This window comes from Streptococcus sp. 1621 (assembly GCF_013276615.1).
Lineage (GTDB): Bacteria > Bacillota > Bacilli > Lactobacillales > Streptococcaceae > Streptococcus.
On record NZ_VMLJ01000018.1, the window covers coordinates 1 to 13,838 of the forward strand.

Here is a 13,838-nt window from a genome sequence, read left to right on the forward strand (position 1 = left end):
ACGTTGGCAACAAGCTGCAGAATAATACTCTTCGAAAATCTCTTCAAACCACGTCAGCTTCACCTTGCCGTATATATGTTACTGACTTCGTCAGTTCTATCTACAACCTCAAAGCAGTGCTTTGAGCAACCTGCGGCTAGCTTCCTAGTTTGCTTTTTGATTTTCATTGAGTATAAAATACAAGAAATACCTCGATTTTGAAGTCGAGGTATCTTTTTTTACATTTGTACAATCTTGCGATAGCTTCTTGAAGTAATCATGAAAATCAGCACATAGGCGATGAGGAAGATAGCGCAGATAGATAAGGTCACAATCAACATCATATTCGTATCTATTACACCAATCACTTTTAAAATCAGACTAAGCATATGGTAGGCAAAGGCTAGATGTATGAAGGCAAAAAGCAAAGGAAGGAAGAAAACAGTTAAAACCTGTTTGTTGATGGTTTGCTTGATTTGCTTTTGATCTAAACCGACTTTCTGCAAGATAATAAAGCGTTCACGGTCTTCGTAGCCTTCAGAAATTTGTTTGTAGTAGATGACCAGAACAGTTCCGACCATAAAGATAATGGATAGGAAAATACCGATAAAGAAGACACCACCAAAGAGGGCACTCATCTGAGTACTAGCATCTGATAAATTACTACCATAAACATAGCTACCTTCCGTGTTTAATTGAGCATTAAATTGATCGAGGTATTTATCATACTCCTCAGCGACCTTGAGTTGTTCTTCTTCACTGGCATTTACATTCATACCACCGTAAAACTGATTATAGATAGCCGAATCTGGGAATTGATCCAAAAAGGCTTGTAAATCAGGTACAACAAGATAATTGTAATCAGCAGTCAAAATATTAAACTGATTTGGAACGTGGTTCACAATGAAATCTTTATTAAATTCTTCTTTGACAGAAAATTGATGATCATTCAGAATTAGAGTTTTCTGTTCTTTAACTCCCTCATTCTTGGCAAAGAGTCCGACCTCATTTCCTGATAGAGACAGTTTTTGACCAGTCATATTTTCATAATCTTTTTGGTCAAATACCATGAAAACTGTTGTGGGTTGGACACGATTTTGTCCTTTTTCAAAAAGGGTTAACTTATTTCCTTCTTGGTTCGCAACACCGAAGTAAGTGTAACGAAACACTTCTTTTTCTTTAATCTTATAACCTTTGTCACTTGCAAACTGGCTCAAGAGTTTGTCCAAATCTTCTTTTTCAACATTTTGCCCTGAAACTCCAAAATCATGAGGATTTAGAACTTTTTTAAAGGATTCTGCGGAATTGAAAATGCTTGTCGCTGCTGACATGGTTACTAAAACCATTGTTGACAAAATAGCGATGGTTGCTAGTCCAACTGCATTTTTCTTCATACGGAAAATCAAGTTGGAAACAGATATGAGGTTATTAGGTTGGTAATAGTATTTCTTGTTTTTCTTTAAGATTTGAAGGAAAACGGTAATACCTGCATTGAACAAGAGATAAGTACCAAAGATAACCAGCAAAACAGCTATGAAGAAGGTTGTTAAGGCTGTAAGAGGATCTTTTACCGTAAGGGCAAGATAATAGCCAATCCCTAAACTAATGGAACCAAGAATGGTTTGGAGAGGTAGGAAACGACCTTTTTTCTCTCCGCTTGCTTTCTCACGCGAGAGCTGGAGGGCATTCATACGGGCGATTCGAAGGGCATTCAGGAACATGAGGCCTAGGAAAATCAAACCAAAGACAACAAGTACTGTAATGACAACTTTCATCTGGAAGGTAGCGACCAGCTCAACCTTCAATTTCATCAGTTTGAGCAAGAAAGCGAAAATTAACTTGTCAAACAAGGCTCCAATACCGATACCCGCTCCAACAGTTAGAATCCCAAATAGCACTAACTCCTTAAAGGTCATACTGATTAGATGACGCTTCTCCAAACCCAGCATGCCATAAATTCCTAGTTCCTTGGAACGATTTTTCATAACAAAACTATTGGCATAGAGGACGATAATGGCTGACGCAAGGGTGACGACAAACATACCAAATCCTAGAGTAGCTTGAATGGTTGTCCCTCCACGGATTTCCGAAATCTTGGGATTGAAGGTTAGAGAGTAAAAGAGATAGGTGACGGTGACTGCCAAGAGAACAGCCAGAGCAAAGGGATAGTAGAGTTTGCGGTTTTTAATCAAGTTCGATACCGCTAACTTATTGGTTAATCGAAACATACTAATTCACCTCGCTTGCCATGACAGTCAAGGTATCAGAGATTTCTTGGAACATCTGACGCTCTGTCTTCTCTCCACGGTAGATTTGGTTGTAAAGAATGCCGTCCTTGATAAAGAGTACACGTTTAGCTCTGCTAGCTGCTGCTGTTGAGTGGGTTACCATAAGAATGGTTTGGCCGCGCTCATTGATTTCATCAAAGACATCAAGTAAGGCTGCAGATGACTTGGAATCAAGGGCTCCTGTTGGCTCATCCGCAAGGAGAATTTCAGGTTCTGTGATGATGGCGCGGGCTACTGCTACACGCTGTTTCTGACCACCAGAAATCTCGTAAGGGTACTTCTCTTGCAATTGGTTGATGCCTAGATTCTCAGCTGTCACCACCAATTTCTTCATCATTTCCGTAATGGGTCTTCTTGACAAGACAAGCGGAAGCAAGATATTGTCCTTAACAGACAGAGTATCTAGCAAGTTAAAGTCTTGGAAGACAAAGCCTAATTTTTCACGACGGAAGCTAGAAGCCTGTGAATTTTTAATGGTTGCGGTATCAGTTCCATTTAAGTAAACCTGTCCACGACTTGGTTTATCCAGCATAGCTAGGATATTGAGAAGAGTTGATTTACCAGAACCAGACTCACCCATGATGGCAACGTAGTCACCCTTTTCGACGGTAAAGTGAATATCCTTGAGGGCCTCTACTTGGTTGCCCTGAAAACGTGTTTTGTAAATTTTTTGAACGTGTTTTACATCTAAAAGTGTCATGAGAATCTCCTTTCTTAATATCCCATCAAATGAAATGTTGCTTGCATCATAGCGCATCCCAGTTGAACACGCTCGATATCTTTGTGGCTTGGTTTTCTTGTTTTCTTATGTAAGATTTGTTTCATGATGTTACTCCTTTGTTCTTTATGAGTCTAGTTTACATCAAAAAAAGACTGCTTGCCATAACCTAACCTTACAAAAGAGACTTTAATCTTACATTTTTGTAAGATTGGGGGAAATGTAGGCAAAATTACTTATAAAATGATTTGATTTTCTATTTTTAAAATTGTAAAATATAAGTGTGAAAAGGCTTACTTTGGAAAGGAGGAAGCGGGAACTAACATTTGAGTAAGCTTACCTAGATAACATACCATTAAATTGAACACTTGCAAGTTGTTCAACCTATAAGGAAAGAAGGTGCTCCTTAATGAAACACAAAGAACATATACTCATCGGACTTCTCTATCTCCTCTCTCCATTCATCGGTCAGCTCTTAGTTGAAAAGACACACTTTATCGGTACACAATCTACAGCTACTGCTTATGCTATTTGCTGGCTATCAGTTGTTATCAGTATCCATCATTTATCAAAAAATGTATTGTCTCAGCATGAAAAATCAGATTAGAAATCTAAGTTCAAAATAATATTTTTAGTTTACAGATGAGACTGGCGAAATATTATTAAAAGTAAAAAAGCTTTAAATCAAGCAGTTTAGACTATTGATTTAAAGCTTTTTGCTTATTCAAAATCTTTTGTTAAACCTCACCAAAACCAGCCTTCATTGTCGTCAATAGCTTGGGCTTCTTTGCGTTTGCGTGGACCTGTTCCATACATTTCTGCTTCGATTTCTTCCTTGGTTGGCATGATAGAAGCTAGGATGATATAGATAATCACGCCAAGTCCAAAGTTTGCGACTGTAAAAATAGCAAATAGAAAACGAACCAGGGTAACATCAAAGTTCCACTTGTCTGACAGACCTGCCAGAACTCCTGAAATCATGCGATTTCGTCTCATTTTATAAAATTTACTGTTCATGATATTTCCTCTTTCTGCTAGGTTAGACATAGTATATCACGGGTAGGCTCGGCTTTCATCAGTCCTCAGGCTGATTTATTAGTAGCAATTTACCTCGACAAAGTCCACAGCGATAGCGTTTGGTATCAATCCTACGCTTGCGCTGATACCTTTGTTGGCAGGATTGACAACGATAAAGCTTGAGTGGTTTAGAGTGGCTATTTGTCAAGGAGGGCACAAAGCGTAATCCATCCACTGCTTTCAAAAGGTCCTTAAAATCCCGATCCTTGTGTTGATAGCCCTTCCCTTGAAAATAGAGATGATAATGACAGAGTTCATGTCGAACAATTTTCCTAAAAACATCCAGACCCAGTTCCTGATAAACCTTTGGGTTGAAATCCAAATGCCCATCTTTGGGGAAAAATCGCCCACCTGTCGAACGTAGACGAGAATTCCACTGGACATGATGGATAAAAGGTCTGCCGAAGTCTTCTAGTGAAACCTGCTTGACGTAATCAGTCAGTTTCATTTGGAGCGAGGAGCGACAGATTGACTTTTTCACGTTCAGTATCGATTTTCTTGACCCAAACGGTCACCAAATCACCAACGGATACCACTTGGCTAGGATGTTTGATAAATTTACGACTCATATGTGAAATATGAATCAGGCCGTCCTCATGAATCCCAATGTCAACGAAGGCACCAAAGTCAACGACGTTACGCACCACACCTTCCAGCTTCTGTCCGACCACTAAGTCTTTGATATCTAGGACATCTTGGCGAAGTACAGGTGCATCAAAGGAATCACGGAAATCTCGACCTGGTTTGAGAAGATCTGCAATGATATCTTTAAGGGTTTCTGGACCAAGGTCTAGCTCTACCGCCATATCTTTGACTGAAAGCGACTTGAGTTTGCTTTGGGCTTCCTCGTTTAGGTCTTTAATATCTAAACGTTTAAAGAGTTCCTTAACAGCAGAATAGTTTTCTGGGTGAACTCCTGTATTATCAAGGATATTGCTACTTTCAGGGATACGAAGGAAACCAGCTGCCTGTTCAAAAGCCTTGGCCCCCAGACGCGGAACTTTCTTGATTTGAGCGCGTGAAGTGATTTTTCCTTCTTCCTCACGGTATTTGACAATATTTTCAGAAATGGTTTTATTGAGTCCAGCTACGTGTGAAAGAAGAGCTGGACTGGCCGTATTGACATTGACACCGACTTGGTTTACCACTGTATCGACAACAAAGTCCAGACTCTCAGATAGTTTCTTCTGACTGACATCATGCTGGTATTGACCGACACCGATTGACTTAGGATCGATTTTGACCAATTCAGCAAGGGGGTCCTGCAAACGACGGGCGATAGAAATAGCAGAGCGTTTTTCAACGGTCAAGTCTGGGAACTCCTGACGAGCAAGTTCGCTGGCAGAGTAGACCGAAGCACCACTTTCGTTTACGATGACATAACTAACCTCAGGAAAATCTTTCAGAACTTCCGCCACAAAGGCTTCACTTTCACGACTGGCCGTCCCATTTCCTATGGCAATAATTTCTACACTGTATTGACCAATCAAATCTGCCAGATCTTTCTTGGCTTCTTCGATTTGACGAGCTGACGCTGGTTTGACAGGATAAATGACCTGAGTTGTCAGCATTTTCCCTGTTGCATCCACGACAGCTAGCTTGGCACCTGTACGAAAGGCAGGGTCAAATCCTAGAACCACGCGCCCTTTCAATGGAGCAACCAAGAGGAGATTGCGCAGGTTGTCAGAAAAGAGTTGGATAGCTCCTTCTTCTGCTTTCTCAGTTAATTCTGTCCGAATGCGTCGCTCGATAGCAGGTAAGACTTTTTTCTTAACTGACTGTTGAACAACTTCATCTATATAGGCATTTTTTACCTTGAAACGAGCAGCAAAGAAGGCAAGAATGCGGTCCGTCGCATGTTCAAAACCAACCTTCAAGACACCTAGCTTCTCCCCACGATTGAGGGCCAAGGTACGATAACCCTGCATATTTCCAACCGTCTCTGAAAAATCATAATAAATCTGAAAAACCTGCTTTTCATCAAGACTTTCATCCTTGACTTGAGAAGTGAGTTTAGAGTGTCTCAGAACCTCCTGATAAGTCATGGAACGCAAGGTCACATCTTCCGATAAGGCTTCGACCAAGATATCAACTGCACCAGCCAAGGTTTCCTTACCAGTCGCAAATCCTTCACAGACAAACTTTTCAGCCTCTTTCTCTAAGTCAGCTACATTCTGCAAAATCAGGCGAGCAAGTGGGAAGAGTCCGGCTTCACGGGCAATAGTTGCCTTGGTTCGACGCTTTTCCTTGTATGGAAGATAGAGTTCTTCTACGTCTGCTAATTTTTCGGCTGCTAAGATAGCCTCTTCCAACTCCTTGGTCAGCTTGCCTTGTTCTTGAATTTTAGCCAAGACAGCTTCCTTACGGTCGTTGAGATTTGTCAGACTTTTATCCATGTCGATAATAGCCTTAATCGCCACCTCATCCAGACTACCAGTCATGTCCTTGCGATAACGCGCAATAAAGGGAATAGTCGCCCCTTCAGCTGTCAAACTTAGAACAGTATCAATTTGCTTTAGCGTCACTCCCAAATCCTGGGAGATTTTTTCATATTTTTTATCCATGAAACTATTATACCATAAGCTGGAAGGCTTTCTCCAATCCTTTTCATACTCAATGAAAATCAAAAAGCAAACTAGGAAGCTAGCCGCANNGTTTTGAGGTTGTGGATAAGACTGACGAAGTCAGCTCAAAACACGGTTTTGAGGTTGTGGATAAGACTGACGAAGTCAGTTACCTATACCTATGATATATACGGCAAGACGAAGCTGACGTGGTTTGAAGAGATTTTCGAAGAGTATCAACTATCGAAAACAAATTAAAAAACTCCCTTTTCCTTAAAATAATAGTATAATAGAGGTAGAATTTAGAATCGAGGTACACCTATGGCTGTAAAATTTACAAAACGAGACGACTTGGACAAGATGTTTGAAGAGTTTGCTAAACTCCCTGATTTGAAACAAGTCACTTTCCCTGATGACAAAGAGAAAAAAGCCAAAGCAGAAAAGAAAAACTAGATGACTGCTTTCCAACAACTCCCATCTAGTGTGCTTCAAACTGGAGCCATTTTTCTCTCCATTATCATTGAAGCCCTTCCCTTCGTTCTGATAGGAAGCATTGTCTCAGGGCTGATTGAGGTTTATATCACACCTAACAAGGTTTATCATTTTCTCCCTCGAAATCGTTGGGGGAGAATCTTTTTTGGGACCTTTGTCGGTATACTTTTCCCTTCTTGTGAATGTGGAATCGTCCCCATTATCAATCGTTTTCTGGAAAAGAAAGTTCCCAGTTACACGGCTGTTCCCTTTCTCGTAACAGCACCTGTCATCAATCCCATTGTTCTTTTTGCGACCTATTCTGCCTTTGGTAATTCCTTCCACATCGCCCTGTTACGAGCTCTGGGTTCCATCGTTGTGGCTGTAATACTAGGAATTTTTCTGGGATTTTTCTGGCAAGAACCGATTCAGAAAGAAAATCGGTTGGCCTGTCATGAGCATGATTTTTCTCACTTAAGCCCTGCAAAAAAGGTTTTTCAGGTTTTTGTGCAAGCAATTGATGAATTTTTTGATACGGGACGTTATTTGGTATTCGGCTGTCTCTTTGCCTCTGTTATACAGGTCTATGTTCCGACACGGATTCTGACCTCTATCAGTGCGACCCCTCTTTTTGCCATCTTGCTCTTGATGCTTTTGGCCTTTCTTCTGTCGCTCTGTAGTGAGGCGGATGCCTTTATCGGTGCCTCTCTTCTCTCGAGTTTCGGTTTGGCACCAGTTCTGGCCTTTCTGGTGATTGGTCCAATGCTGGATATCAAAAATATTCTCATGATGAAAAATTACTTGAAAGCACGATTTATCAGTCACTTCATTACGATTGTAACTCTTGTCGTCTTAGTCTATTCTCTCTTGATTGGAGTCATCCTATGATTCGATTTTTAGTTTTAGCTGGCTATTTTGAACTGACCATTTATCTCCATCTGTCGGGCAAATTAAACCAGTACATCAACATGCACTATTCCTATCTGGCCTATATCTCCATGGTGCTTTCCTTTATTTTGGCAATTGTTCAACTGTATATCTGGATGAAGCAAGTCAAAACCCACAGTCATCTGAACAGCCGATTGGCCAAGATGACGAGTCTTGCTCTTCTGGCTATTCCACTTGTCATCGGCTTAACTTTCCCAACTGTTAGCTTGGATTCCCAGACCGTTTCAGCCAAAGGCTATCATTTCCCCCTATCGGAAGGAACGGATCTGGCCATTCAGACAAGTGAAGGGACGACAAGCCAATATTTGAAACCAGATACCAGTTCTTATTTCTCAAAAACAGCCTATGAAAAGGAGATGCGAACGACGGCGGATAAATACTTGTCCCAGGATAACATTCAGATTACCAACGAAAACTATATGGAAGTCATGGAGGCTATCTACGACTATCCAGATGAGTTTGAGGGCAAGACGGTCCAATTCACAGGCTTTGTCTATAATGACCCCAGTCATGCCAATAGTCAATTTCTGTTCCGCTTCGGCATTATTCACTGTATCGCAGATTCTGGTGTCTATGGATTACTGACCAAGGGAAATACCCGTCAATATGAAAATAATACTTGGATAACAGCCAAGGGAAAACTGGTCAATCACTACCATAAAGAACTCAAACAAAACCTTCCAACCTTGGAAATCGAAAGCTTTACCAAAGTCGATAAACCAGAAAATCCCTATGTTTATCGAGCTTTTTAAGAAAATCAAGATAAAAACGAACAAGTTCTCTTCTGAATAACAGAAAAAGAGCCTGTTCGTTTTTTGTTGAGTATTGTATAGTAGAATATAAATTGCGATTTTTAAAATGATATATAACTAGTGAACAATTCACAAATCAAATACATTTTCATTCTCTACTTAATACTATGCTTATTCATCTTTTGTTCAAAAATAGTTGTGATAATCTGACGTAGTTCTTCTCGTTCTTTTTCTGGGATTTCACCACTTGTTTGAGCTGCAGCGTAAAGCTCAGGGTGTTCAACTGAAATGCGTTTAATCGTACGTGTCGTAGCATGTTTTCTGACGAAAAATGGGATTCGCTTAATCAAGTCTTGTGGGACAAGCGCAAGAATCTTCTCAGCAGTTTCCTTGTCACTAATCTTAGACGTCGTCAGCCCATTCTTTATCATTTCCTGTTCTTTTTCTGTAAAATCTTTTAATTCCATCTGATTAGTCCTCCTATTTTCTCTAAATTAAATTATATACTAATACAGATGAAACTACAAAGAATAAACTTTAAGAAATCTTCTCACTGATAAGATTTTAGCATTTAGTCAACTAATAAAAGTAAAATTCACTAAAAAGTTAAATATAATTTTTTACATTTTCCAAGAGCTTAAAAAAATCATTTATAAAAGTTTTTTCAAATTCGTCATACTTTTGAGGATTCTCTCGTAACATTTTAGCGTTAAAATGTTTATAAGTATTTCTATTTATCTTTCCTACTAGTTTCTTATCAACATAAATTTGTATACCATCATTATTTATATTTCCATAAGTATCACCCGATATATAAATAGAATTTGATTTATTATTTCGGGAATAGATATTTAAGCCTTGTCCTTTCCCTTGTGTTAATCTAACAACATTATATTCATTAGCTATTTTTATAAAATCTAATGAAATTGACATTTCGCGTTCTTCCTTATTCTCTTTTCCAAAATACTCTGGTTTTGAAAGGTCGAAATGATTAGTATTAACCAGTGTATTAAATAATTTACGAATAACGAACTGAACATCTTCATTCGGTGAATGATTTTGAGTTGATGTTTTATCTATATCTAAGTTTCCAGTTGAAATTGTACTTGAAGAACTCATTTTTTTCATCAAATTCTCGAACTCTTCAACTTCTAATTTATCAACATTATATCTAAGTAATAATTTCAAAGTATTAAAAAATTTTCTGAAAGATTCTAATTCCTTTTGGTTTTTAAAACTAAAGATACCATAACGAAATACAAGAGAATTATAATCAGCATCATCAGGTATTTCAAATGAATTTTCAAGTAAATCAATAAGAAAATATTTTGTTTCTTCCGAATCTTCTGGACTATTGTTATATGAAGTTAATAAATAGTCATAAGCTTCATTAAAGCGTAATTGAAAACATACTGTAGATATGATTAGTAATTTATCATCATTGTCTAACTCATTATTTGGATTTATAATATGCATCAAGAGACTAACAGAATTGAATAATCTGTTAATACTGCGAGGATTATTTCCTATTGAATCTCTAATTAATTGAGTTATATTCTTTGTAACATCATTATCAAAAGAAAAATTAATTTTTTTCAAAGATACATTAACAAAGTTCTCCATATGATAATTTGCTACCGGTACAGTAAAAGGTACTTGAATTATTTTCTCAAAAAAAGCTTTTCCTTTTTCATTGTCCAAATCATCACCATACTTACTTTTTGTTCCTCTTAAAACAACATTATAATCAATAGCTAAAACAAAGACACAATTTCTACAATCTAAGAAAAGTTTTAAAATTTCTAGGAATTCAATCGCTTTTTGAGGGAATAATCTGTCAAGGTCATCTATGAAAATTACTATCTTTTCATAATTATTTTCTTTGACAGACTCATCAATCATATTTTGTAGATTTTGTTTTAGATTTTTTAGGTTATTAGATTTCTCTTCATTGCTTATAAATTTTAGAAGTTGATTATTAATTTTTTCAATATTTAAGAGACCAAAATCTAGTTTAAGATATTCCATACTTTTTGTAATAACTGCCAAAGATTTTTTTAAGTTTTCTATTTTATTTACATCAGTTACTTCTAATTCATCAATTAAATCTGTGATTAACGTGACTGCTAAATTCTTATCCATATCAAATTGTGAATATTGCCAAGTATTAAAAAAGATTGTTTTAATTTTTCCTTTTGAATTATTGAAAGAATTTTCTTTAAGTTTTTCCTCGACCTGATACATAATACTAGTTTTTCCAGTTCCCCAATCACCTTGAATAGCCAGTGTTAAAGGAGTCTCACATCCTGAAATAAAATTTGATAATCCAATAATATATTCGTCAATCTTAAATTCATCTTTTACTGTTGGAACATCTGAAAATGAATTGTACATATAATTTCCTTTCAAAATATTTTATTTATAGTTTATTAAATTTAGAATAACATTCAATTTATTTTGTGTTAATGACATTAAATTTTAAGGTTCTAAAAAGCAATGATTGTTAGAGATATTTTACAAAACATCTTATCTTCCTCCTCAGTCACTTCCCATAGTTCTGATTGACAGCCATTCCCATCAATATCGTATCTTTGGATATAGCCAATAAATGTTTCATTTTTTCGTGGTTTCTGGCTATTAACGATTGAAATAACCCACCAACTCATCAAAAATAGAAATAAAAGTCCTAGGATTACTGTCATATCATACCACCATTAAAGTTTAACCCACTTATTATTATCCATGATAAAAGGCTTAGCCAGTCCCTCGCCTGTATAGTCCGCATACTTGGTGCCTAAATACTTGTAACAATCTTCCTTGCTGGCAAATTTAATCGCTTGGTAGGGCTCTTCGAAAGTCAATTTCTCTACAAATAAGAAACCGTCATCAGCAGGTACTAAGACGCCAACGTGTCCAATAAACAGATACTCGCCATCCAGATTATCGTGCAAAACTACAGACAGCATTCGAGCTTTGTCGTTGAATTGAAATTGTGAGAAGAATGTTTCCATCTTTTCAACGTGAACCTTGACATCTGTAGTTGCCTCAGTTGGAACTCTCGAAAATAGAATATCAAACTCTTCCTTATCTTTGGAATCCAAGACCTTTCCTTTATCAATCGCATCATTATCTAGGAAAAGCAACTGGTCATTCTTTTCAAGCTTTGGAATGGTGACTGAATTTTTCAAAAGGGCATAACTGTTAATACGGCAGTTGGTTCCAACAAAATCACCCTTCTTTTGATTCCAGAGATGACTGATTTTTTCAACATCGTATTCGGTGTGAGTAAAGGAAGTGAAATCTCCTGATAAGCCAGTTGATCCGACAATGGTATTGTAATCATTAACGAGATTAAAAAAGGTATCAACACTTTTTGGATCCAAATGGGCTGATAAGAGAGATTTGACCTCTTCTGTACTTACCTGATTGTTTAGGTTGGTGTATGAAGCTTTCCATGGCACTTTCGTTGAACTACTTTGCCTTTGACTCGTCCCATTCGAAATTGTAGCATCTTGTTGACAAGCAGCCAAGCCTAAAAACAAGATTGAACAGATTCCTAGTGTAGCTAATTTTCTTGATTTCTTCATCTTTTTCTCCTAAATGTCTTGGATTAAAGTTTCTTTAACTACTGCTTTACAGATATTGATTACTTTCTCATTTAATATGTTCATCGTCTTTCTCTCTGATTTGTTTTTTTGTTATTTCCTTAAACTTGATTTAATTATAGTAGGCGTTTCGTGCTCTGTCAACAAATTTTTTATGAAAACACAACAAAGTTTTCATTTTCTTGGATTTCGTGTGATGGTTTACTTATAAAAACAGAAAGCGGTTTTATTCGTGGATAAAGAAGAGATGGCGATTGTTACAGGCTAAAAATAAAACAATATAGACTAGTAAATAGTTGGACTCAATAATAATTGGGTACTAAGATAGGTATAAATAAAAACGCCATTGGAGATTATGAAAAAAGGTTAGGTCTACTAAGAAAAATACTATATTTGACTTAGCTAAAGTATTCAGTAGCTTGATTGATGCCCTCTTTCCTCCAGTTCAAAAGGATTCTCCTAGCGATATCCAATCTATCTACGATCAACTGGCACCACCCAGACAAGGTAAAGTCCTGACCTATGCCGAGAGGCAACTGTATGAGCAGAAAAACGAAGTATCGTAAAAATCATCAGACTGGACGACTACAGACAGACTACTTACTCTCGTGTTAGTTAGTTTATCTCTGCAGGTGGCCACTCGATGCAGGACGACGATTTAGATATGGAGTTTCTATTCTATGAGGATGAAATCCCAGACGACTACGACGCAATCGCTTATGTCGTCAGCAGATCCATGGAGCCAAATATAAGAAACGGCGACTACCTATTTATCAAGAATCCCCCACAGATTGACTATAATACCATCGGCATCTTCCAAGTAGACGGTGCTAACTATGTCAAGAAACTCCGCCAAGGCTACCTCAAAAAACTCAATCCCGAATACCCCGACATCCACCTAGACGAAAGCACCCATATTCGTACCATCGGGAAAGTTGTCAGGCTGTATAGGGAGAATTAAAAAAGGGGGAGAATGGCGATATAAAACAAACAGATTTTAAAAGATTCGAAAAAGTTCATTCTACATTTCAAAAAAAGAATAAGTGAGCTAAAGCAGATTAGATTTTGTGAAACAATAGTGATATGTCAATTTAGAGAAAGGCATTTAAGATCACTTTTCAAAAGGCAAATACTAAACTAGCGAAACCGATAAATCAGCCCCTTAGTTCCCATATTTTCAGGCACACACTCCTTAGTACACTAGCTATAGTGGTTAGAGTGGAACACAAAGACGCTAAAACAATAAATAATATCTGCACTCACGTAAGTAAAAGAATGGAGCAAGCTGCTTTGGAGGTTTTAAATACCATATCATTAAATCAAAAATATATCAGATCGAATCTAGACAAGTACATTACGATTGCTAAAACATTTGTAGAAATTCATTTGACTTTCCTAATCAATTTGTGCATATCTTATTTCATACTCAATGAAAA

15 protein-coding genes are annotated in these 13,838 nt (G+C 37.4%); 6 read left to right on the plus strand and 9 right to left on the minus strand.

The window, feature by feature from the left end; translation table 11 throughout:
- Window positions 1-218 precede the first annotated feature (218 nt).
- Both HT697_RS04610 and HT697_RS04615 read right to left on the minus strand, forming a co-directional pair.
- Entirely contained in the window at window positions 219-2,207 is a 1,989-nt protein-coding gene (locus HT697_RS04610; protein ID WP_173262357.1) for an ABC transporter permease, read from the minus strand.
- A 1-nt stretch (window position 2,208) separates the two neighbouring features.
- Entirely contained in the window at window positions 2,209-2,967 is a 759-nt protein-coding gene (locus tag HT697_RS04615) for an ABC transporter ATP-binding protein (protein WP_000173358.1), read from the minus strand.
- Window positions 2,968-3,394: 427 nt separating this feature from the next.
- Between HT697_RS04615 and HT697_RS04620 the strand changes: the two genes are divergently transcribed.
- Entirely contained in the window at window positions 3,395-3,592 is a 198-nt protein-coding gene (locus tag HT697_RS04620; RefSeq protein ID WP_173217519.1) for a hypothetical protein, read from the plus strand.
- Between the two features lie 137 nt (window positions 3,593-3,729).
- On the opposite strand, the gene HT697_RS04625 is transcribed toward HT697_RS04620, so the two are convergent.
- From HT697_RS04625 to HT697_RS04635, 3 genes are read right to left on the minus strand one after another with little or no spacing between them, the layout of a single operon-like run.
- On the minus strand, window positions 3,730-4,002 hold the full coding sequence (locus HT697_RS04625) for a PspC domain-containing protein (RefSeq protein ID WP_001085044.1): 273 nt from the start codon (window positions 4,000-4,002) through the stop codon (window positions 3,730-3,732).
- Window positions 4,003-4,060: 58 nt separating this feature from the next.
- Window positions 4,061-4,510 (minus strand): SprT family protein, encoded by a 450-nt coding sequence (locus tag HT697_RS04630; RefSeq protein WP_112443574.1) that lies wholly within the window; start codon window positions 4,508-4,510, stop codon window positions 4,061-4,063.
- Window positions 4,497-6,626, minus strand: a complete 2,130-nt coding sequence (locus HT697_RS04635; RefSeq protein WP_112443573.1) for a Tex family protein — start codon at window positions 6,624-6,626, stop codon at window positions 4,497-4,499. The genes HT697_RS04630 and HT697_RS04635 overlap by 14 nt, the downstream gene beginning before the upstream one ends.
- 321 nt (window positions 6,627-6,947) lie before the next feature.
- Between HT697_RS04635 and HT697_RS10460 the strand changes: the two genes are divergently transcribed.
- From HT697_RS10460 to HT697_RS04645, 3 genes are read left to right on the plus strand one after another with little or no spacing between them, the layout of a single operon-like run.
- Window positions 6,948-7,079 (plus strand): SPJ_0845 family protein, encoded by a 132-nt coding sequence (locus tag HT697_RS10460; protein WP_000268685.1) that lies wholly within the window; start codon window positions 6,948-6,950, stop codon window positions 7,077-7,079.
- Window positions 7,080-7,985, plus strand: coding sequence for a permease (locus HT697_RS04640; protein ID WP_173217521.1), 906 nt, complete (start codon window positions 7,080-7,082; stop codon window positions 7,983-7,985).
- On the plus strand, window positions 7,982-8,797 hold the full coding sequence (locus HT697_RS04645) for a TIGR03943 family protein (protein ID WP_173217523.1): 816 nt from the start codon (window positions 7,982-7,984) through the stop codon (window positions 8,795-8,797). The genes HT697_RS04640 and HT697_RS04645 overlap by 4 nt, the downstream gene beginning before the upstream one ends.
- A gap of 155 nt (window positions 8,798-8,952) precedes the next feature.
- Here the strand turns inward: HT697_RS04645 and HT697_RS04650 are convergent, their stop codons facing one another.
- The 4 genes from HT697_RS04650 to HT697_RS04665 all read right to left on the minus strand — a co-directional run bounded on the left by HT697_RS04650 (window position 8,953) and on the right by HT697_RS04665 (window position 12,384).
- The gene (locus HT697_RS04650; RefSeq protein WP_050252936.1) at window positions 8,953-9,264 is read right to left on the minus strand and encodes a hypothetical protein; all 312 of its coding nucleotides are present in this window, start codon (window positions 9,262-9,264) and stop codon (window positions 8,953-8,955) included.
- 139 nt (window positions 9,265-9,403) lie between these two features.
- On the minus strand, window positions 9,404-11,191 hold the full coding sequence (locus HT697_RS04655) for a P-loop NTPase fold protein (protein WP_050252937.1): 1,788 nt from the start codon (window positions 11,189-11,191) through the stop codon (window positions 9,404-9,406).
- 92 nt (window positions 11,192-11,283) lie between these two features.
- Window positions 11,284-11,499, minus strand: coding sequence for a hypothetical protein (locus HT697_RS04660; RefSeq protein WP_173262360.1), 216 nt, complete (start codon window positions 11,497-11,499; stop codon window positions 11,284-11,286).
- Between the two features lie 12 nt (window positions 11,500-11,511).
- The gene (locus tag HT697_RS04665; RefSeq protein ID WP_173262363.1) at window positions 11,512-12,384 is read right to left on the minus strand and encodes a DUF4300 family protein; all 873 of its coding nucleotides are present in this window, start codon (window positions 12,382-12,384) and stop codon (window positions 11,512-11,514) included.
- 661 nt (window positions 12,385-13,045) lie between these two features.
- Between HT697_RS04665 and HT697_RS10300 the strand changes: the two genes are divergently transcribed.
- Together HT697_RS10300 and HT697_RS10165 are read left to right on the plus strand one after the other, a co-directional pair.
- A complete protein-coding gene (locus HT697_RS10300; protein ID WP_240149766.1) occupies window positions 13,046-13,363 on the plus strand; it encodes a S24 family peptidase in 318 nt (105 codons plus the stop codon).
- A gap of 257 nt (window positions 13,364-13,620) precedes the next feature.
- A partial coding sequence (locus HT697_RS10165) for a hypothetical protein (RefSeq protein ID WP_205380499.1) occupies window positions 13,621-13,838 on the plus strand: 218 nt, incomplete at its 3' end.

Excerpts from the sequence above, each read along its gene's own strand:
- HT697_RS04620 (WP_173217519.1), top strand. The coding sequence starts at position 3,395 with ATGAAACACAAAGAACATATACTCATCGGACTTCTCTATCTCCTCTCT.
- HT697_RS04630 (WP_112443574.1), bottom strand. The coding sequence starts at position 4,510 with ATGAAACTGACTGATTACGTCAAGCAGGTTTCACTAGAAGACTTCGGC.
- HT697_RS10460 (WP_000268685.1), top strand. The coding sequence starts at position 6,948 with ATGGCTGTAAAATTTACAAAACGAGACGACTTGGACAAGATGTTTGAA.
- HT697_RS04655 (WP_050252937.1), bottom strand. The coding sequence starts at position 11,191 with ATGTACAATTCATTTTCAGATGTTCCAACAGTAAAAGATGAATTTAAG.
- HT697_RS04615 (WP_000173358.1), bottom strand. The coding sequence starts at position 2,967 with ATGACACTTTTAGATGTAAAACACGTTCAAAAAATTTACAAAACACGT.
- HT697_RS04645 (WP_173217523.1), top strand. The coding sequence starts at position 7,982 with ATGATTCGATTTTTAGTTTTAGCTGGCTATTTTGAACTGACCATTTAT.
- HT697_RS04640 (WP_173217521.1), top strand. The coding sequence starts at position 7,080 with ATGACTGCTTTCCAACAACTCCCATCTAGTGTGCTTCAAACTGGAGCC.
- HT697_RS04665 (WP_173262363.1), bottom strand. The coding sequence starts at position 12,384 with ATGAAGAAATCAAGAAAATTAGCTACACTAGGAATCTGTTCAATCTTG.
- HT697_RS04660 (WP_173262360.1), bottom strand. The coding sequence starts at position 11,499 with ATGACAGTAATCCTAGGACTTTTATTTCTATTTTTGATGAGTTGGTGG.
- HT697_RS04650 (WP_050252936.1), bottom strand. The coding sequence starts at position 9,264 with ATGGAATTAAAAGATTTTACAGAAAAAGAACAGGAAATGATAAAGAAT.
- HT697_RS04610 (WP_173262357.1), bottom strand. The coding sequence starts at position 2,207 with ATGTTTCGATTAACCAATAAGTTAGCGGTATCGAACTTGATTAAAAAC.
- HT697_RS04635 (WP_112443573.1), bottom strand. The coding sequence starts at position 6,626 with ATGGATAAAAAATATGAAAAAATCTCCCAGGATTTGGGAGTGACGCTA.
- HT697_RS04625 (WP_001085044.1), bottom strand. The coding sequence starts at position 4,002 with ATGAACAGTAAATTTTATAAAATGAGACGAAATCGCATGATTTCAGGA.
- HT697_RS10300 (WP_240149766.1), top strand. The coding sequence starts at position 13,046 with ATGCAGGACGACGATTTAGATATGGAGTTTCTATTCTATGAGGATGAA.